The sequence below is a fragment of the Pseudomonas sp. AN-B15 genome, assembly GCF_019056475.1.
Classification (GTDB): domain Bacteria; phylum Pseudomonadota; class Gammaproteobacteria; order Pseudomonadales; family Pseudomonadaceae; genus Aquipseudomonas; species Aquipseudomonas parakoreensis.
The window spans coordinates 3,492,430-3,511,526 of record NZ_CP049737.1; the positions used below are offsets into that span (position 1 = coordinate 3,492,430).

Consider the following 19,097-nt stretch of genomic DNA (forward strand, 5'->3'; position numbering starts at 1 on the left):
GCAAATTGGGGAACAAGGAGTCAACAGTAGACAGCGCCGTGCGCCCGCGTATTGAACAAAATCACCCACGACCCGCGCCACCACTCAGGCCATTGAAACCGGCGACGAAGTTTCTGTTGCCACTTAATACCTCAAACAGACATCTCGACACTTTCAAAAACAACTTGCAACTTAAAATAAAAAAACAACTTTGCTCGATGTTTTATATTCCCGCCCCCTTCACAACCAGCCACGTTAACCTGGCTGATTGCCGCACTAACCAACACGGACCAGAACAACTCAATATGGATATTAACCGCAACCTTTTTGCAACGACCCCTGCATCGGCCGACGAAGTAGAACGATTGAAAATCGCCAGGGCTCTGGAGAACCGAAATTTCCTTCGACAATCTTTTCGTGCTGAAGAAGACCTCATGCAACTCGCCACGGAAGTGGTGTCGGGAAGTCGTTTCGACAGCGAACATCTCGCTGGCAAATTATTGCTGCGCTCACTCAGCAAACATCCGGAATTCATTGAATTCATTGCCTCCTTCGACCTTCCTGCCGATCACTTTTTCATGGTCAGAAGCAATGGTGAAGTTTACGCCGCCTATGAGGAATTCGGTGCTACGGGCTTATACATCCAATCCACCATCATTACCGACGAACTGTATGAGATCGAATCTTTACGGCCCGATATCGAACTCCTGTCTAAAACCGCATGGCGTTCTGGCGGCATTATTTCCTCCAGCGCCACCGTGCCACTGCGCAACTGGCTGGCGTTTCAGGAAATCGATCAGCCCAACGACTACGCAGACCTTGCAAACTTGATTGACTGCCTCAACTTCAAAATGCCCGCGCCGCCAAAATTCGCTAACTACTGGGGCATTTCCGAAGAGACTCAGGATGTCGCCCTGATCATCGAGCCCGCACAGTATCCTGTGATCATGCAGGTCGTGCGAAAGTTGATGGCCGACCTGGGGCGGCATTCCGAACCGTTGATCAACTACCTGACGGATGTGGTGCTCAAGAGAAAAAGCGGCGCCTTGCTGCAGGAAGATCCGCGACTGGCGTGGGAGTATTTGATGCAAACGAGCGAGGCACACCGTCTGGCTCAGAGCTGTTTCGATGCACTTCTGATCGAAGGCAAGGCACCCACCGTAACGGAGGTCACCCGCAGCCGGCTGTTGCTGGCCGCGGTCGTGCTGGACCTGGACATGGGCTCGGAGGAACGGGTCGAAACTCATCGAAGTCTGCGTTATGAATCGCTGTATGTGCATGAAACCCCGGCGCAGGCGCGGACTCGTCTCAAGCGCCACTTTGAGCAGATCAACCGCGTCAGTCTGTTTGCCGCTTACCTGGCAGTGGAACTGGTGCTGGCGGGGCAATCACCAGAGTTTCTGGTTGTTACCCCGCCGACACTGCTGATCGGCTCACCAGGCTGGGTCATGTTGCGCAAGGCGGTCATGCTGACAGAAAGGATCGCTCCCGGGTTGTCGCGCAAACTGTCTTATGAGCAACTGATGAAATTTGCCGAACTTGCGCCGCTCAGCGATGCACAACGCTCCCTGCATCAATTACTCAATCTGCAGTGCGTGCTGGATTGGGCAAGCATCAACGAAGTGATGCTCCGTGAAGATTCGACATTATCCGAAGCACAAATCGCAACAGCGGCAATGAATCACTACAACACATATGCCGATGAACTGGAGGCGGCACTGAAGTCTATAACCACTGCGCCGGCCAGCCGAAGGAACCTGGCGCAGCAAACGCTGTTCGATGCCGACATCAACCACCATCAGGAGGTATTTCGTTCGCCGCACAATAAAGGGGGACTGATCAGCGACACGGTGATCAATCTTTACCTTGCCAACCAGTTACACCGTAAAAACCTCACCAGCACATCGACCCGGCGCAATTTGCACGACGTGCATCCGACATTGGCCAGCCTTGCGCCAGTCAATCAATTGTACGCCGCAAAGATCAAGGGGCAGCACGAAACCTTCAAGTCGGGAATCAGCACCATGATCCGGCTGGCATTTTCCCGCCTCGGCCTGAGTGATCGAGAAGCACTGACACAGGGCGCATTAACGCTCTATCTGGTGCGCGGCAACCGCAATATCCCCGGGCACAGCGCCGACCACTTCTCGCCGCACGGGGTGGTCATCCTGTGCCGTCACAAATCGAAAAACCATTGCTATGAGTTGTTCCCGTTACAAGGACTGTGCCGCAAAAGCGATCGCCTGGCCGAGGCTTTCGCCAGCGGTCATGTATTTAACGAAGACACAGCAAGCTTCGACGGAGCGACCAACGGCAAGAACGGGAACTTCCCGCGCCTTACCTATCTGGAAAACATCATTACCGAGCACGCGGCGTACTTTCAGGGTGCAACGCCTTCCCAGAGCGAACAGGCAGACATCAATAAATTACTGCCGCGCCGCCACTGGGAACTGGCCGAACATGCAGATGTTCACGAGTTCGGCATGCTGCTTGATCGGTTTGGTCAATTTGCGCCATACGACAAAGAGTCAGCCTGGTACACATCGCCAATGGAAAGTTACCAATCGCCGAGGCTGAAAGACATTGCCGACTTCATTGCGCAAAAGAACCCGCCGATCACCTACGACGAATACTACCGGATGGGCTATGACCAGACTGAATACGAGGAAAAGCAGGAAGCGTACGAGCGCGTTGCCAACATCATTCTGAATATCTTCATTCCATTCAGAGGCTGTATCCAGCAACTGACTTCAGATGATCCGGATAAACGCAGCGGGGCCGCCTTCAGTTGCGTCATCGACGCCCTCGCGGTGTCCTTTGTCTTTATCGGGGCGGCCGGTGCGCTGGCAAAGGCTGTGGCAAGCAGCACCAGGCTGCTCAGCCTGGGGCGCGTGGCCGGCAGTGTTCTGGTGTCAATCTTCAACCCCGTTGACGGTGTTCCCCAAGTGATCGTCGGCGCCGGGAAGCTGGCAGGCAAAGGCGCGCTGAAACTCAGCCAGGCTGGCAGTTCGATCAGCATGACAGCCGCCCGCCAGTTGCGTCGACTGACGACCGCCAGCAGTGGCTCCTACGACCTGGTCAAAGCGTTGAGCAAGTCCGGGGCGGCGGCCGAGATTCGCATGACCCTGCCGACGGTGGCTCATGCGCGGGCACTGTTCAAGGATGACACCCTGGAAAGTGCCAGCCAAATCCTCAATCGACTGACAGACACGAAAATTCCTTTACCGAAAACCGCCAGCCCTGCGGAGCTGGAACACCTCTTCAACAAAGCCGTCATCGACACTACGCGAAGGCTGCAAAAAGCGCAGGAGCTTGAAGCGTTGATCGGCAAAACCGCAATCGATGAACTGCTGGCGACGGTCTTGGCAAAGAACGGTATCGATCTCCAGGCCGCACGCTCGGCGGGCAAGGGATATACCGACTTGCTGGAAACGGTCAGCGAGATCGAGGCACGCAAGGTCAACTACATGAAAGGCCATCAGCAGAATCTGCTGAGACAGGATCTGGGAAAAGCCCCTTACAACGGCGTGCTGCCAGAGTCGCACTACAACGTTCAAGGCTTCACCGATAACGCCCAACGAGCCGGCGCCTGGATCGTTCATGCCTCGAACTCTCAGGGTAACGATCTCGCCAGCATCGTGGCCGTCTTGCGAGAGTACGCTAACAGCAATAAGGCGTTGACCGACCCCGACGTGATCAGACAGCTACATGTCAGCATCGCACCTGCCACCTCGGACGTTGTTCGTGTAGGCGTCAACGACAAGAAATACGCCAGTAGCATCAGTGGCTTTGCCGTGATGCAGGAGCATTTGAAGAAACTGGACACCGCTCACGAGCACTTCAGCAAACAGCTACTCGGCACAGTGGTTGGCTTCCACGGTTTTGGTGATGGAAATGGCCGCACGGGCCGTGCCTTGTATGCGATCAGCGAGATACGAAAGAACCGGTTCAATCCGCTGTCGAAAGAAGCATTCAGCGCGCTGCATGGTCTGGACTGAAAACCCGCAAAATCGCCACGCTGAGTAGACCCACAGCCCGGCCGGCCAGCGCCTGCCGGGCTGTGTTCTGTCACGATTCACGGCTGTCAGTCGCTCCCGACCATCGCCGGCACGGTAAACCGAAACTCCGTGCCCTCACCCGGCTCACTGCTGGCCTCGATGCGTCCGCCGTGAGCTTCAACAATCCCCTGCGTGATGTACAGACCCAGTCCGGTTCCGGTCGGGTTGCCCTCCTTCACCGTCCAGTAGCGGTCAAACACCCGCGCCAGGTTTTCCTTGGGAATGCCTTCACCGGTATCGCGCACGGTAAACACGATTTCCTTGCCGTCAGACTTGGCCAGCACGCCCACCGAACCTTTGCGCGGGGTGAACTTGATCGCGTTGCCGATCAGGTTCGACAGCACCTGAAACAGGCGCTCCGGGTCGGCATGGATTTTCAGGTCGGGGTCGGCCTGGAACGAGATGCTGATGTCCTTGTCCAGCGCCAGCGGCCCCAGCAGGGATTGCGTTTCCTCGAACATCTGCCCGACGTCCAGGGTCTGCGGGGCGATGGTGTAGCGCCCGGCGTCGATTTTCGAGGTATCGAGCAAGTCTTCGAGCAGCGTGTTCATCCGCCCGGCCGCCTGCTGCATGGTGTCGATCGCGGTGGAGATGCGCCGCGAGGTGTGCGGGCCGTCGGAACTGAAGGTCTTCTGCATCATGCCGCAGAGCATGGAAATCACGGTCATCGGATTGCGCAAGTCGTGGGAAACCACTGCCACCAGCTCATCCCGGGCGCGCACCGCCTCCTGCTCGCGGCGCACCTGCCGGGCCAGGTCGTTTTCCAGTGCCGAGCGGCGCAGGTCATTGGCCGCAAACAGATCGCCGTGGCTCCACTTGGTGGAGATCCCGGCCATCTCGACTTTCCAGATTTCGAACGAGGTGCGCGGGCGCAGACGCAGGCCGGCATCGGAGTTTTCCAGGTCCAGCGGCTTGCGCGGATCACCGCTCCAGTTGATGTTCTCCTTGACCTCGGGGCGGAACCACAACACGCCGTTGTCCACCGGTTTGGGCAGGCTCATGGCGAGCACGCCGCTGGCCACTTGCTGAAACTGCGCGGCCGGCGGATAGACGCTGGCCAAGTGATGACTGGCGAACACCGGCTCGCCGGTTTCCTGCAGCCACTTGTGCAGGGCGCGAATGTCTTCCGGTTCCGGGCAGTTGCCGTAACGGTGCAACTGCTTGTCTTCGATGATCGCAATGCCCCCGGCCCCGGCCAGTGCCATCAACACTTGCGGCTGTTGCGCCAAGCCATCGAAGACGTTTTGCGGCGAGTCGATCATGGCCTGATTGAGCAATGCCAGCGCCTCGACCTTTTCTTCACGCTGACGGCTGAGCTCCAGCGCCTCCATCGCGCTGATCTGCAGCGACAGCACCTGACCGATGGTCTGACAGGCACTGCGCAACTCGTGCGGCACATGCAGCGGCTGGCGGTTGCCACAGCTGATCAGGCCCCAGAGTTTGTCACCCTTGAGCAGCGAGATGCTCATCGACGACAGAACGCCCATGTTTTTCATGTACTGACAATGAATCGGCGAGACACTGCGCAGGGTGGCGAAACTCAGGTCCAGCGGGGTCTGGGTGTCCGGGCGCAGCTTGGGCACCAGCGGCACTGGCTGATAATCGGCATTCGGGATGATCCGCAGCCAGTTGGTGCGATACAGCTCGCGCGCTTGCTCGGGGATGTCCGAAGCCGGGAAGAACAGGCCGTTGAACACTTCCATCGACGGATCGGACGCCTCGGCGATCACCTGACCGTGGCCCTCCTCCTCGAAGCGGTAGATCAGCACCCGGTCGTAACCGGTCATCGCCTGGATTTCCTTGACGCTGATGTCATACAGCGCCTGCAATGTGGTGGCTGCCTGCAAGCGCTGGAGCATGCGTCCCAGATGGGTCTGGTTGCCGGCGACGTTACGCGGCTGGAAGTTTTCGACGTGGATTTCCAGTTCCAGAATCAACACGCCTTGATGACGGTGCAGCAGACCTTCGAACGCGGTGCCGTTGAGGCGGAAATGCAGCGGTCCGGCATCGGCGAACAGCGGTTGCTGCAGCGCTTCGCGCACGGCGGCGGCAGGCGCTTCACCCAACAGACTGTGCAGCGGCTGGCCGATCAGCTCCTGCGCCGGCCGTGCCAAGAGGGTCTCGACGTTGGCGCTGATCTGAATGATGTCCAGCGCCGGCTCGCTCAGGGTCAGCAACAGGCCATGGGGCTGGATGGCACCCGGAAAGCGGATCGGTTCGTCGGCACAGTTGGCCAGCAGTTCTTCAAAGGCTTCTTGGTCTTGCGGGTTCATGCCAGTACCTCCCGGCTTTCGAGCCAGCGCTCGAAACAACTGAATGTGGATTGGGCCGCCGCAACCACGGCTTCACGTTCATCCGCACTCAGCGGTCGACTGCCCAGGTAATCAATGAAATCGCGCCAGCGGCGGCCGGTGGCAGCGCCGTAAACGTCGAGGAATGCCGCGCCGTTGTCGGCGTCCAGACGCAACCGCGAAGCGATTTCGCGACGCAGGATCTGCCCGCCGAGGGTTGCCCCTTCCAGCACGTACAGCACACCCAGGCAAGTCGGCCCGGAGTCGATCACGGGCAACGTCTGACACTGTGGCAAACGGGCGATGGTCTCGGTCGTGAGGCCCAGAGCCTGCAAATCATCGAGCAAAATCTGCGATTTGAGACGTGGCGCAAGATCGAAATCCACCGGGATCGCGCCGCTGTCGAGCAATGCGTTTTCCAGTGGCCGATAAAAGCCGTAATAAGCCTGCATCAACCGTACGAAAGCCTTGAAATCGAGGGTATTGGAGAAAAAAGGAAGACGTTTTTCCAGTGCGATGTGCAGTTCGGCAGTGCCGGCTCGCAGATCTTGCAGCACCGGCGGCACATAAACTTCACGGGCCTTTGCTTGCATGTAAATCGCTCTTGGTGGGGCCGCTTCGGGGCCGGCAGGGTGTTTGCAGCTTTGGACGAATATTACACGGCAAACGCCTTTTTCTGACTTGGCGCATAGATTTTTCTGACGAAACCAGCGCCTTCAGACTTTTGAGAGTTCCGGCCAATCGGAAAAGTTCGACTGGATTGAAGGAACTGCCAAGGCTGTACCGCGACAGCGCCGCGCGACTGTATGGGTCAACGCGGCCGCCGCCTGTGATAAAAAAGCGGCATCGCTTCTGGAGCCCACATCCATGGATCTCGCCACGCTTACGCTGTTTCTGCCGGCCTGCTTTGCCTTGAACATGGCCCCCGGCCCGAACAATTTGCTGTCGGTCAGCAATGCCACCCGCTATGGCTATCGCCGGGCCTGCGCCGCCGGTATCGGGCGGATTATCGCCTTCGCCGGGATGATCGCCCTCGCCGGCGCCGGACTGTCAGTGGTGCTGCAGACCTCGGAATGGCTGTTCCATGCGATCAAGATCATCGGCGCGGCGTATCTGCTGTACCTGGCCTGGCAACTGTGGCGCGCCAATCCCGAGGCCGAGCAGCAAGTGGCGGGAGCGTCGGTGGGATTCTGGCGCCTGGCGCGTCAGGAGTTTCTGGTGGCGGCGGGCAATCCGAAAGCGATTTTGCTGTTCACCGCGTTCCTGCCGCAATTCGTCGACCCGAGCCGCCCGGTGCCGGCGCAATTCGCCGTGCTCGGTGCACTGTTCCTGCTGCTGGAATGGATCGCGATCGGCGCCTATGCGTGGATGGGCCTGCACATGCGCCGCTGGTTCGCCGAGCCGCGCGGCAAACGGGTCTTCAACCGGTGCTGTGCAGGGCTGCTGTCGGCGGCCGCTTCAGTGCTGTTGTTCGCCAAGCGCGCTTAAGCCTCGGACGGGCCTTTGAGTTCGACCTGATTGCCGTCCGGGTCGAAGCAATACAGCGACAGGCCGTAGCCTTCGGCGCCGAAGCGTCTGGCGGCTTTTTCCACGGTCAGACCGTGTGCCTGCAAGTGCTCGGTCAGCGCAAATTCATCGAACGGCTCGATGCGCAGGCAGAAGTGATCGACGTTGCGCCGCTCGGTACCGGCCGCCCCGCCGCCCTTCCTGCCCAGCTCGCCTTGCAAGTCGACGAGATCGATCATCGAAGTCCCGGCGCGCAGGTGCACCAGACCCAGCGGCTCGTTGTGCCTGACCACCTCGGCACCAAAGACCTGGCAGTAAAAATCGATACTGCGCTGCAGATCGGCGACGCGCAGGACGATGTGATCAATATGTTGAATCGAAAACGGATGCATAAACTCGACACCTCACCCACTCTGTAGGAGCTGCCGCAGGCTGCGATCTTTTGCTTTTGATTTTAAGAAACAAGATCAAAAGATCGCAGCCTGCGGCAGCTCCTACACGGTAGTTCAGAGGTTCTGGAAATTCACTGTCGATTTTTCGGTGGAGCCATCGAAATCCTGGATTTAAGCTCTGGCCATGAACATACAAACCGCACTGCTGCCGCCCCACGCCGAGATGGTTCGCGCCATGCTCGAACGCGACACCGCCTACGAGGGGGTGTTCTTCACGGCCGTGAAAACCACCGGGATCTTCTGCCGCCCCAGTTGCACGGCACGCAAGCCGAAGCCGGAAAACGTCGAATTCTTCGCTCATGCCGATGAGTGCCTGAGCGCCGGTTATCGCGCCTGCCTGCGCTGCAAACCGCTGGACGCTGCGGCCATCGCACCCGATTGGGTGCAGCGCCTGCTCAAAGCTGTCGATACCGACCCCGAAATGCGCTGGAGCGACGCCCAGTTGCTGGCCGAAGGCATCGAACCGCTGAAGCTGCGGCGCTGGTTCAAGCAGCACTTCGGCATGACCTTCCATGCCTGGCTGCGCACGCGCCGGCTCGGCATGGCGCTGGGTGGCATTCGCCAGGGCGCCTCGATTGATCACGCGGCATTCGATTCCGGCTATGAATCGCTCAGCGGTTTTCGTGACGCATTCCAGAAATCCTTCCACATCACCCCGGGACGCGCGGCCAACAGTGAACCGCTGCTGTTCACCCGCCTGACCACACCACTGGGGCCGATGATTGCCATGGCCGAACGTCGGGGACTGGTGTTGCTGGAGTTTCTCGACCGCCCGGCGCTGACCCGCGAGGTTGAGGAATTGCAGGCCCGTCACGGCTACGTGGTCGCACCGGGGCACGATGCCCATCTGCAGCAGATCGAACAACAACTGAAGGAATATTTCGCCGGCACCCGCAGCTCCTTCAGCGTGCCACTGCACCTGCCCGGCAGCACGTTCGACCGGCAAGTCTGGAACGAACTGCTGAACATTCCCTTCGGCCACACCAGCACCTACGGTGCCATCGCGGCACGTTTGGGCAAACCCGGCGCCAGTCGCGCGGTGGGGTTGGCCAACGGGCACAATCGGTTGTCGATCGTGGTGCCGTGCCATCGGGTGATTGGCGCGGATGGCTCACTGACCGGCTATGGTGGTGGGCAGCCGCGCAAGGCGTTTCTGCTGAGGCTGGAAAACGCTGCGGTGCAGCTCACGCAACCCCTGGCTTTCTGACGCTTTGCACCACTCACAAGAAGGAATCTCGATGAACGCGCTCGACACTCGGTTCCACCAGTTACACCAGGAAGGTCTACTGATCCTGACCAACGTCGCCGACGCCACTGGCGCGCGACTGGTCGAGCACGCGGGCGGTAAAGCGGTCGCGACCAGCAGCGCGGCAGTCGCGTGGGCGCATGGCTACCCAGACGGCAACACCCTGCCCCTTGAACGGTTGATTTCAACCGTGGAATCCATCGCGCGGGTGATCCAGGTGCCGCTGAGCGTGGACATCGAGGCCGGTTATTCCGATGACCTCGGGCGCGTGACCGAAGTCATTGATGCGGTGCTCGCTGCAGGTGCGGTCGGGATCAATATCGAGGACGGCAGCGGCGCCCCGGAACTGTTGGCGCGCAAGATCGAAGTAGCACGCGAAGCCGCTCGCAAGCGCAATGTGAAGCTGTTCATCAACGCCCGCACGGACGTCTACCTCAAGGGTCTGGTACCGGCCGAGGATCGTGTCGCCGAAACCCTGCGCCGTTCGGCGTTGTATCAGGCGGCTGGGGCTGATGGGCTGTTTGCCGCTGGCGTGACCGCCGCTTATGAAATCGAGGCAATCTGCAAGGGCACGTCACTGCCGGTGAACGTGCTCGGCTTCGCCTGCCTGCCCTCGCCGACCGAGCTGCACGCCCTGGGCGTGCGGCGCTTGAGCGCCGGGTCCGGGATCGCCGAATTCCTCTATGGCGCGATGGGTGCGCTGGTGAAAAGCTTCCTCGCCAGTGGCAAGCTCGATACCCATGATCTGAAAGCGCTGACCTACGGCGAAGTCAACGGTCTGCTGAAATAGCATGCCGGATCGTTATCAGGCGGCCAGTGAGTTTCTGGCCGCGCTCGACGAGGACTGGCAGCGCCACATTGCCGCCGTCGGCCCCTGCCTGCATCAACCGCACCCGACGCGTGATCCGTATCAGTCGCTGGTGCGGGCGATTGCCTATCAGCAACTGCACGCCAAGGCCGGGGACGCGATTGTCGGGCGCCTGGTGGCGTTGTTTCCCGGACAGACGTTTCCCCGGCCTGAACAGATTCTCGCGACCGACTTTGATCAACTGCGCGGCTGCGGCTTTTCGGCGGGCAAGATTGCAACGATTCAGGGCATCGCCCAGGCAACGCTGGACGGCGTGGTACCGGACTACCCCACCGCGCTGGCGATGGACGACGAGACGTTGATTGAACGTCTGGTCAGCCTGCGCGGGGTTGGCCGCTGGACGGTGGAGATGCTGCTGATCTACAGCCTGGAGCGCATGGATATTTTGCCGGCGGATGACTTTGGCGTGCGCGAGGGCTATCGCCGATTGAAGGGGCTGGAGGTGCAGCCGACGCGCAAGCAAATGATCGAGATCGGCTTGGCGTGGAGCCCGTATCGGACGGTGGCGGCCTGGTACCTGTGGCGCGTACCAAAAACCCTGTAGGAGCTGCCGCAGGCTGCGATCTTTTGATCTTGCTTTTCAAGAGATCGCAGCCTGCGGCAGCTCCTACAGGGGAATGCATTGCAAAGGTGGGAGCGAGCCTGCTCGCGAAGGCACCAGTTGATTCAACCTCAAATCACAGACCTGACTTCAACTTGCTGAACGCCCGAATCAAAGCCCGATTGAACGCCTTGCCATTGTCGTTCTTGCTGTACAGCGAAGCCCGCACCGCCGCTGACGGGTACGTCCCCGGATCATTGCGGATCGACGCGTCAACCAAAGCATCCGCCGCCGTGATCGCATTGGCGTAGTGGATGGTGTCAGTGATCGGCGCGATCACCTCAGGCGTCATCAGATAATCCATCAACGCCAGCCCGGCCTGCGGATGCGGCGCATCCTTGGGAATGACCATGGCGTCAAACCAGATCAACGTGCCCTCTTTGGGGATACGGTAACTGAGCTGGAACGGCTTGCTCGCCGCTTGCGCCTGCCCTGCCGCAATCGCCACGTTGCCGTTCCATGACATCGCCACGCAGGTGTTGCCGTTGGCCAGGTCGCTGATGTTCAGGTCGTTGTCGAAGTAACGGATGTACGGGCGGATCTTCGCCAGTTGCTGCTCGGCGAGTTTCAGGTCATCGAGGTTCTGCCGGTTGATGTCCAGGCCCATGTACTTCATGACCGCCGCGAACACTTCGTTCGGATCGTTGAGCAGACTTACCCCGCAATCGGCAAATTTCGCCACCACGGCCGGGTCAAACAGCATCGCCCAACTGTCGGTCGGCGCATTAGGCAGGCGCTGCTTGATCGCCTGTTCCTGATAGCCCACCCCCGTGGTGCCCCAGGCGTAAATCCCGGCGTAGCGGTTGCCCGGATCGAACACCGCCATGTGCTGGCGAAACTCCTCGCCAACCCCGGCAAAGTGCGGCACTTGCGCCTTGTCCAGCGGCTGGATCGCACCACTCTCGATGGCCCGCGACAGGTGCTGGCCGGCGGTCAGCACCAGGTCATAACCGCTGCGCCCGGTGAGCAGTTTGGTTTCCACGGTTTCCAGCGAATCGAAGTGGTCGGCGACCACCTGAATGCCGGTCTGCGCTTCAAAATTCTTCAGCGTATCCGGGGCCAGGTACTCGCCCCAGATGTACAGATTGACCACCGGTCTGGCGGTGTCGGCGGCCTGCACACACAGGGGTGCAAGCACCAGCAATAACGCTTGAGTCAGTTTGTGCAGGCCCATCATCACACCCCCTTGATGTTTGGCGCGCCGGCGTATTGCGGCATGGTGATGCACGCGACGTTGCCGCCGCCGAGAAGGATTTCCCGGGAGTTTTCGATGCCGACAATCTTGTGCTGCGGGAACAGTTCGGCCAGGGTCGCCATGGCCACTTGATCGTTGCGATCACCGAACAGTGGCACCACGATCGAACTGTTGCCGGCGTAGTAGTTGATGTACGACGCGCAGATTCTGGTGCCGGCCTGACGGGTGTGGGTGCTGTCCTGCTGATCGAGGCCTTCGGCTTCCTCGGCGGTCCACTCCAGCACGTCCGGTTGCGGCAGTTTGTGCACGATCAACGCGCGACCTCGACTGTCGCGGGTGCTGCGCAGGATGTCGTAGGCCTCCTGATAGATTTCCCATTGCGGGTCATCGCGGTTGTCAGTCCATTGCAGCACCACTTCGCCGGGGCGCACGAAGCACGCGAGGTCATCGACATGGCCATCGGTTTCGTCGAACTTGCAGCCGCGCGGCAGCCAGATCACCTGTTCGGCGCCAAGGTAATCAGTCAGGCGCCGAGTGACCTCGTCCTTGCCCAGATGCTGGTTGCGATTGCGGTTGAGCAGACATTGCTCAGTGGTGAGGATGCTGCCCTGACCGTCACTCTGGATGCCGCCGAGTTCGGCAATCAGCGGTGCGCGGTAACGGTCGAAGCGTTCGATTTCGAGGATCTTGCTGGCGATCTGGTCGTCCTTGTCCCACGGGTAATACAAGCCACCGTCGAGGCCGCCGTAGGCGTTGAACTCGAAGTCGACGCCACGCACTTCGCCGCTTTCATCATTGACCACAAAGCACGGGCCGCTGTCGCGAAACCAGGTGTCGTTGCAGGTCATCTCGACCACGCGCACTTGCGGCGGTAATTGGCGGCGGGCGGTGGCAAATTGCGCGGCGGAGGCGCAGACCGTGACCGGTTCGCTGTGGGAGATGGCGGTGACGATCTGCACCCAGACTTTCTGCGCCGGTTTCGCGCCGTTGCGCCACACGTCGGTGCGCTCCGGCCAGCCGAGCCAGCAGCCGGATTTGGCTTCGAATTCGCCGGGCAGACGGAAGCCGTCGTGTTTGGGGGTGGAGTCGAGCAAACGTGCCATGGTCAAACCTCGTCTTGGGTGGGGAATGACCACAGGCTAAGGTCGCGGACGGCAGGCTCGCCAACGATGATTATTGCGGAACCGTTGAATTCAACTCATCAATCGCTCAACTGATCGTTGAACCATTCGAGCATCTGCGCCACCGCCGGACGCTCCAGCCGCAGCCGTTCGCAGACCAGCGCGTATTGGCCGAGCGCGGTCATGCTCGCGCTGAACGGCCGCACCAGTCGCCCGCTCAGCAGGTCCTCTTGCGCGGTGAGGTTGTCGCCCATCGCCACGCCCTGCCCCTGCGCCGCCGCTTCCAGCGCCAACCCGGCATGGGCGAAATACAACTGACGCTGCGGGCGCAGATCGCCGGCGTGGCTGGTGAGCCACGTTGTCCAGGTCTTGCCATCCTGATCGTCGTGCAGCAGGCAATGGCGCACCAGGTCCTTCGGCGACTTCAAAGCGCCCTGGTTGAACAGCCCGGGGCTGCACACCGGGAAGAATTGCAGCGCCGGCAACGGCCGCACGAAGCAGGAACTGCTGTCTACAGGCCCGGTGCCATAGGTGATCGCCAGATCAATGTCCTCGCCGGGCGCGCTGGCGTCGATCGGCTGTTCGTAGAGATGCAGGGTGATGTGCGGATAGCGCGCATAGAAATCGGTGAGGCGGTTCACCAGCCACTTCTGCGCCAGCTCGGCGGTGACCGCCAGACGCACGACCGCCAGCGAGGATGGATCGCGCAGTTCATCGCAGGCCTCGCCGATCAATTCGAAGGCCTGCTGCAGGCTCTGCATCAGGCGCCCGGCGGCGATGGTCGGGCGGATCTGCCGGCCTTCGCGGATGAACAGCGAGACGCCGAGCTGCTCTTCGAGCTGACGGATCTGGTGGCTGACCGCGCTGTCGGTGACGCACAGCTCGGCGGCAGCCCGGCCGAAATGCGCGTGGCGGGCGGCGCATTCGAAGGTTCTGAGGGCGGCCAGTGAGGGGAGTCTTCGCATGGGTTGGGGTGCCTTTTTTGGGGACATGCTGACTGGGCCTTGAGCAGGCGTCCAGTGGCTCCGCGTTATCGTTCATCGCTGGCAAGCCAGCTCCCACAGGTTTTGTGTCGAACGGCAAAGTCGCGCACACCAAAAAATCACTGTGGGAGCTGGCTTGCCAGCGATGGCGTCGGCACATTCACACAATTCTTCTAGGCTCATTCAAACCCATCCAGCCAACCGGAGGCCCCTCATGCACCTCGAAGGCTCCTGCCACTGCGGCGCCGTCACCTTCAGCCTGACCAGCGCCCATCCCTATCCCTATCAACGCTGCTACTGCTCGATCTGCCGCAAGACCCAGGGCGGTGGCGGTTACGCGATCAACCTGGGTGGCGACGCGGCCAGCCTCAAGGTTCAGGGGCGCAAGCACATCAGCATCTACCACGCGAAGATGAAGGACGAAGGTGACAAACGTGCCCATCGCAGCACAGCCGAACGGCATTTCTGCTCACAGTGCGGCAGCGGTTTATGGTTGTTCAGCCCTGAGTGGCCGGAGCTGATTCACCCGTTCGCCTCGGCCATCGATACGCCGCTGCCGGTGCCGCCGCAACACACGCATTTGATGCTGGGGTCGAAGGCGCCTTGGGTCGAAGTGGATGCCAAGCCCAAGGACAAACAGTTTGCGGTGTATCCCGAAGAGTCGATTGCGCAGTGGCATGAGCGATTGGGGTTGGTCAAATGAGCATGGATTTGCGCTGGCTTTGATGGCCCTATCGCTGGCAAGCCAGCTCCCACAGGTTCCTCGGCGTACACAAAACCTGTGGGAGCTGGCTTGCCAGCGATAGGGCCGGAACCGACAACGCAGTTCAGTCCAGATGCGCCCAGGTCATCCGGAACGACGCCCCACCCCACACCGATTCCCCGACCTCGACCTGCCCGCCATGGGACTGCGACACCCGTCGCACCAACGCCAGGCCCAGCCCAAAGCCACCGGTACGCCGGTCGCGGCTGGCATCCAGTCGCGAGAACGGTTCGAAAATTTTCTCCCGGCCCTCCACTGGCACCCCAGGGCCATCGTCGTTGACCCGCACTTCGTAGTAATCGCCGCTGCGCACCAGCGTCACTTCGACTCGCTGCTCGGCATAACGAATGGCATTACGCAGCAGATTGATCACCGCCCGCGCCATGAACCGCGGCTCGATGCGCACGGTGTCGAGCCGGCAGTCACCAATCAGCAACTGCACCCCCGCCGCTTCCGCCTCCAGTGCAACGCTACCGACCACGCTGTCGAGCCAGTTGGCCGCTTGAATGTTTTCGCGCTTGATCACCGTCGCACCGCGTTCGAGGCTGGCGTAGGTCAGCAGTTCGGAGACCATTTCTTCCAGCTCGCCGAGGTCGGCGTACATGTCGGCGATCAGTTCGCGGTTCTGGTTGGCATCCGGCTGTTGCTTGAGTTGGTCGAGTTCAAACGACAGCCGTGCAATTGGCGTACGCAATTCGTGGGAGACCGCGTTGGTCAGCTCGCGCTGATTGGCGATCAGGCTCTCGATGCGCGCCGCCATCAGGTTGAAGTGTTCCGCCAGATCGCGGATGTTCGAGCGTTTCGACAGTTGAATGCGCACCGACAGATCGTTATCGCCAAAGCGCTCGGCGGCCAGACGCAGTTTTTCCAGATCGCGCCAGTGCGGGCGTACCCAGAAGAACAGGACGATGCCGATCAGCACCGCGAGCATCGCATAAGCCACCGCGATGTAGAACGGCATCAGGCTCGGCTCGGGCGGCAGCTTGATGCTGAGCAGTTGCGCGCCACCGTCGATGTTGCTGATGAACTGGGTGTAGTTGTCGCGGATCACCAACAGGTTTTGCGCCAGTTCGGCCTTCTCCTCGGTGCTGAGGTCCAGTTGATCGGCTTCGATCAGCTTCAGCGACAAGCCGTAGTGCGGGCGCAACGCTTCCAGCTGCTGTTCTCGGGCCGCGCCTTGCTGATCGCGCATGTGCTCGACCAGTGACCACGCCTGCCCGCGCACCGCCTCACGGTTGTAGGCCTGCATCTGGTTGTCGAGCAACGCGTTGAAGGTGTGTTCGACAGTTTGCAGGGCCAGGACCAGGCCCACCGTCATCACCAGAAACAGCCCGAGGAATAACCGCAGCATCTACAGCTCCCACGCGAATGGATTGAACAGGTAACCCTTGCCCCACACGGTCTTGATGCACACCGGCTCACGGGGATTGTCCTTGAGTTTGTTGCGCAACTTGCTGATGTACACGTCGACGCTGCGATTGAGCCCGTCGAAGGCGATACCGCGCATGCGGTTGAGAATGTCATCGCGGGACAGGGTTTTGCCGGCGGCGCTGGCCAGCAGCCACAGCAGCTCGAATTCCATGGTGGTCATTTCGATGATCTCGCCAGCCAGCCGCACTTCGCGGCAGCTGCGGTCGATGCTCAAGCGGCCGAATTCCAGCGCACTGACCACGCCGACCTCCGGCATCTGCCGACGCTGCAAGGCGCGTAGCCGGGCGAGTAATACCGGCGGCTTGATCGGCTTGATCACGTAATCGTCGGCGCCGGATTCCAGGCCGAGAATGTGGTCGAGGTCGTCTTCCTTGGCGGTGAGGATGACAATCGGCGTGTCCGACACGCTGCGGATTTCCCGGCACACGTGCAGCCCGCTCTGCCCCGGCAGCATCAGATCAAGCACCACCACTTTGGGCTGGAATTCGAGAAACGCGGCCACCGCCTGATCGCCGCGATGCACCGCGCGCACCTCGTAGCCATGCTGCTCGAGAAAGTGCGCAATCAGCGTGGCCAGACGTTCATCGTCTTCGACCAGCAGGACTTTGCCAAAACCCAGGTTATCCATAACGACCGTCTGCCAACCCATGTGTGAAATGGTCGACAGTATGGCGGCAATCGTTCGCAAGGCGTTGTTTCGGGCAACAAAAACCGGCCGCAGGGGCCGGTTTTCGGTGATATTTCATACTCTTAAGAGTTTTTAACAAGTAGGAGCTGCCGAAGGCTGCGATCTTTTGATTTTTGAAACAAGATCAACAGATCGCAGCCTTCGGCAGCTCCTACAGGTTATGCGGCAGCCGGCACACCGCTGTGAAAGCGGAACTCGTCGTCCGGCGACTCGATCAGTTCCTGCTCGGCAGCACGCACCTTGTCGATCACCTGAGCGATGTCTTTCGCGTCGCCGTACTGGTAAGCCAGTTTCAGATAACCCTGGAAGTGCCGCGCCTCGCTTTTCAGCAGGCCGAAATAGAACTTGCCGAGTTCTTCGTCCAGATGCGGCACCAGCGCTTCGAAACGCTCGCAACTGCGCGCTTCGATGAATGCGCCGACCACCAGCGTATCCACCAGTTTCACCGGTTCGTGGCTGCGCACCACTTTGCGCAATCCCGAGGCGTAGCGCCCGGCGTGCAGCTGGCGCAGCTCGATCTTGCGGCGTTTCATGAGGCGCATGACCTGTTCGTGGTGCACCAGTTCTTCCCGGGCCAGACGCGACATCATGTTGATCAGGTCGACGTGGGAATGGTACTTGGCAATCAGGCTCAGCGCGGTGCTGGCGGCCTTGAACTCGCAGTTCTTGTGGTCGATCAGCAGGGTTTCCTGATCGGCCAGTGCGGCCTGGACCCAGGCGTCGGGCGTGCGGCAGCCAAGGAATTCGTGGATTTCGGGAAGGATCATGAGGCTCACGGTAAAAGGTGTACGAGCAAAGGCCGCCGATTATACCGGCCTGCCCGCAGACCACCAGTCGCAGGCGTTGATGTGCATCAAGTCGCAGGCGCATGAGCAGCAACTATAGTTGTGCAACGCCGTGCCTTTTCTTTGCTGGAGACTCCGCTCATGCAAGCCATTCGCAGCATTCTGGTGGTCATCGAACCCGAACATTCGGAAAGCCTGGCGCTCAAGCGCGCCAAGTTGATCGCCGGCGTGACCCAGGCCCATCTGCACCTGCTGGTGTGTGACCGCAAGCACGACCATGCCGGCATGCTTGGCGTGCTCAAAGCCGCGCTGTTGGCGGATGGCTACAGCGTGACCACCGAACAGGCGTGGAACGAAAGCCTGCACGAGACCATCATCGACGTGCAGCAGGCCGAAGGTTGCGGGCTGGTGATCAAACAGCACTATCCCGACAGCGCGCTGAAAAAGGCCCTGCTGACCCCGGCCGACTGGAAACTGCTGCGCCACTGCCCGACTCCGGTGCTGTTGGTGAAAACATCCACCTCCTGGAAAGACCGAGTGATTCTTGCGGCTGTGGATGTGGGCAATGCCGATGGCGAACACCGGCATTTGCACACCACGATCATTGATCATGGCTACGACATTGCCAGCCTGGCCAAGGCGCATCTGCATGTGATCACGGCGCATCCGTCGCCCATGCTCTCGGCCGCAGATCCGACCTTCCAGCTCAAGGAAACCATCGAAGCGCGGTACCGCGAGCAGTGCAAGGCGTTTCAGGCCGAGTTCGATGTGGACGACGAGCACCTGCATATCGAGGAAGGCCCGGCGGATGTGTTGATTCCGTTCATGGCGCACAAGCTGCAGGCGGCGGTGACCGTGATCGGCACCGTGGCGCGCAGCGGGTTGTCAGGCGCGTTGATCGGCAATACCGCTGAAGTGGTGCTGGATGCCCTGGAAAGCGACGTGCTGGTGCTCAAGCCGCAGGAGGTTGAGGATCATCTGGTGGAGTTGGCGGTGAAACACTGAGGATTAGGGTGCCTGAACCGGCGACTTCGCGAGCAGGCTCGCTCCCACCGTTGGAATGCATATACCTGTGGGAGCTGGCTTGCCAGCGATAGCGGTGGGTCAGTCAATATTGATATTGGATGCAC

General features: G+C 60.3%; 16 protein-coding genes. 7 read left to right on the plus strand and 9 right to left on the minus strand.

Going from position 1 to position 19,097, the window contains the following annotated elements:
- The first annotated feature begins 38 nt into the window (after window positions 1–38).
- Window positions 39–3,977, plus strand: coding sequence for a hypothetical protein (locus tag GTQ41_RS15470; RefSeq protein WP_155416807.1), 3,939 nt, complete (start codon window positions 39–41; stop codon window positions 3,975–3,977).
- 86 nt (window positions 3,978–4,063) lie between these two features.
- Here GTQ41_RS15470 and GTQ41_RS15475 read toward each other — a convergent pair whose 3' ends face one another.
- Together GTQ41_RS15475 and GTQ41_RS15480 are read right to left on the minus strand one after the other, a co-directional pair.
- Complete coding sequence (locus GTQ41_RS15475) at window positions 4,064–6,310, minus strand: ATP-binding protein (protein WP_047293670.1); 2,247 nt, start codon at window positions 6,308–6,310, stop codon at window positions 4,064–4,066.
- Entirely contained in the window at window positions 6,307–6,921 is a 615-nt protein-coding gene (locus GTQ41_RS15480) for a biliverdin-producing heme oxygenase (protein ID WP_047293667.1), read from the minus strand. Before GTQ41_RS15480 ends, GTQ41_RS15475 begins: the two co-directional genes overlap by 4 nt.
- Before the next feature lie 274 nt (window positions 6,922–7,195).
- On the opposite strand from GTQ41_RS15480, the gene GTQ41_RS15485 reads away from it, so the two are divergent.
- The gene (locus GTQ41_RS15485) at window positions 7,196–7,816 is read left to right on the plus strand and encodes a LysE family translocator (protein ID WP_047293666.1); all 621 of its coding nucleotides are present in this window, start codon (window positions 7,196–7,198) and stop codon (window positions 7,814–7,816) included.
- On the opposite strand, the gene GTQ41_RS15490 is transcribed toward GTQ41_RS15485, so the two are convergent.
- Window positions 7,813–8,226: a VOC family protein gene (locus GTQ41_RS15490; protein WP_047293663.1), complete on the minus strand. Its 414-nt coding sequence runs from the start codon at window positions 8,224–8,226 to the stop codon at window positions 7,813–7,815. The two genes, GTQ41_RS15485 and GTQ41_RS15490, sit on opposite strands and share 4 nt — an antisense overlap.
- A 184-nt stretch (window positions 8,227–8,410) precedes the next feature.
- Between GTQ41_RS15490 and GTQ41_RS15495 the strand changes: the two genes are divergently transcribed.
- From GTQ41_RS15495 to GTQ41_RS15505, 3 genes are read left to right on the plus strand one after another with little or no spacing between them, the layout of a single operon-like run.
- Window positions 8,411–9,493: a bifunctional transcriptional activator/DNA repair enzyme AdaA gene (locus tag GTQ41_RS15495; protein ID WP_047293661.1), complete on the plus strand. Its 1,083-nt coding sequence runs from the start codon at window positions 8,411–8,413 to the stop codon at window positions 9,491–9,493.
- 31 nt (window positions 9,494–9,524) lie between these two features.
- Window positions 9,525–10,322, plus strand: a complete 798-nt coding sequence (locus GTQ41_RS15500) for an isocitrate lyase/phosphoenolpyruvate mutase family protein (protein WP_047293658.1) — start codon at window positions 9,525–9,527, stop codon at window positions 10,320–10,322.
- A gap of 1 nt (window position 10,323) precedes the next feature.
- The gene (locus GTQ41_RS15505) at window positions 10,324–10,944 is read left to right on the plus strand and encodes a DNA-3-methyladenine glycosylase (protein WP_047293656.1); all 621 of its coding nucleotides are present in this window, start codon (window positions 10,324–10,326) and stop codon (window positions 10,942–10,944) included.
- A 133-nt stretch (window positions 10,945–11,077) separates the two neighbouring features.
- Here GTQ41_RS15505 and GTQ41_RS15510 read toward each other — a convergent pair whose 3' ends face one another.
- The 3 genes from GTQ41_RS15510 to GTQ41_RS15520 all read right to left on the minus strand — a co-directional run bounded on the left by GTQ41_RS15510 (window position 11,078) and on the right by GTQ41_RS15520 (window position 14,282).
- Window positions 11,078–12,175, minus strand: coding sequence for an extracellular solute-binding protein (locus GTQ41_RS15510; RefSeq protein ID WP_047293654.1), 1,098 nt, complete (start codon window positions 12,173–12,175; stop codon window positions 11,078–11,080).
- 2 nt (window positions 12,176–12,177) lie between these two features.
- The gene (gene aguA / locus GTQ41_RS15515; RefSeq protein WP_047293652.1) at window positions 12,178–13,299 is read right to left on the minus strand and encodes an agmatine deiminase; all 1,122 of its coding nucleotides are present in this window, start codon (window positions 13,297–13,299) and stop codon (window positions 12,178–12,180) included.
- A gap of 98 nt (window positions 13,300–13,397) precedes the next feature.
- Window positions 13,398–14,282 carry a LysR substrate-binding domain-containing protein gene (locus tag GTQ41_RS15520; RefSeq protein WP_047293650.1) on the minus strand — a complete coding sequence of 295 codons (885 nt, stop codon included), beginning with the start codon at window positions 14,280–14,282 and terminating at the stop codon, window positions 13,398–13,400.
- A gap of 232 nt (window positions 14,283–14,514) precedes the next feature.
- On the opposite strand from GTQ41_RS15520, the gene GTQ41_RS15525 reads away from it, so the two are divergent.
- Window positions 14,515–15,003: a GFA family protein gene (locus GTQ41_RS15525; protein ID WP_047293648.1), complete on the plus strand. Its 489-nt coding sequence runs from the start codon at window positions 14,515–14,517 to the stop codon at window positions 15,001–15,003.
- Between the two features lie 124 nt (window positions 15,004–15,127).
- On the opposite strand, the gene GTQ41_RS15530 is transcribed toward GTQ41_RS15525, so the two are convergent.
- The 3 genes from GTQ41_RS15530 to miaE all read right to left on the minus strand — a co-directional run bounded on the left by GTQ41_RS15530 (window position 15,128) and on the right by miaE (window position 17,949).
- Entirely contained in the window at window positions 15,128–16,414 is a 1,287-nt protein-coding gene (locus tag GTQ41_RS15530) for an ATP-binding protein (protein ID WP_047293646.1), read from the minus strand.
- Window positions 16,415–17,122: a response regulator gene (locus GTQ41_RS15535; RefSeq protein WP_047293823.1), complete on the minus strand. Its 708-nt coding sequence runs from the start codon at window positions 17,120–17,122 to the stop codon at window positions 16,415–16,417. It abuts the gene before it with no gap.
- A gap of 218 nt (window positions 17,123–17,340) precedes the next feature.
- Complete coding sequence (miaE, locus tag GTQ41_RS15540; protein WP_047293644.1) at window positions 17,341–17,949, minus strand: tRNA-(ms[2]io[6]A)-hydroxylase; 609 nt, start codon at window positions 17,947–17,949, stop codon at window positions 17,341–17,343.
- A gap of 159 nt (window positions 17,950–18,108) precedes the next feature.
- Between miaE and GTQ41_RS15545 the strand changes: the two genes are divergently transcribed.
- Window positions 18,109–18,972 (plus strand): universal stress protein, encoded by an 864-nt coding sequence (locus GTQ41_RS15545; protein ID WP_041067371.1) that lies wholly within the window; start codon window positions 18,109–18,111, stop codon window positions 18,970–18,972.
- Window positions 18,973–19,097 lie beyond the last annotated feature (125 nt).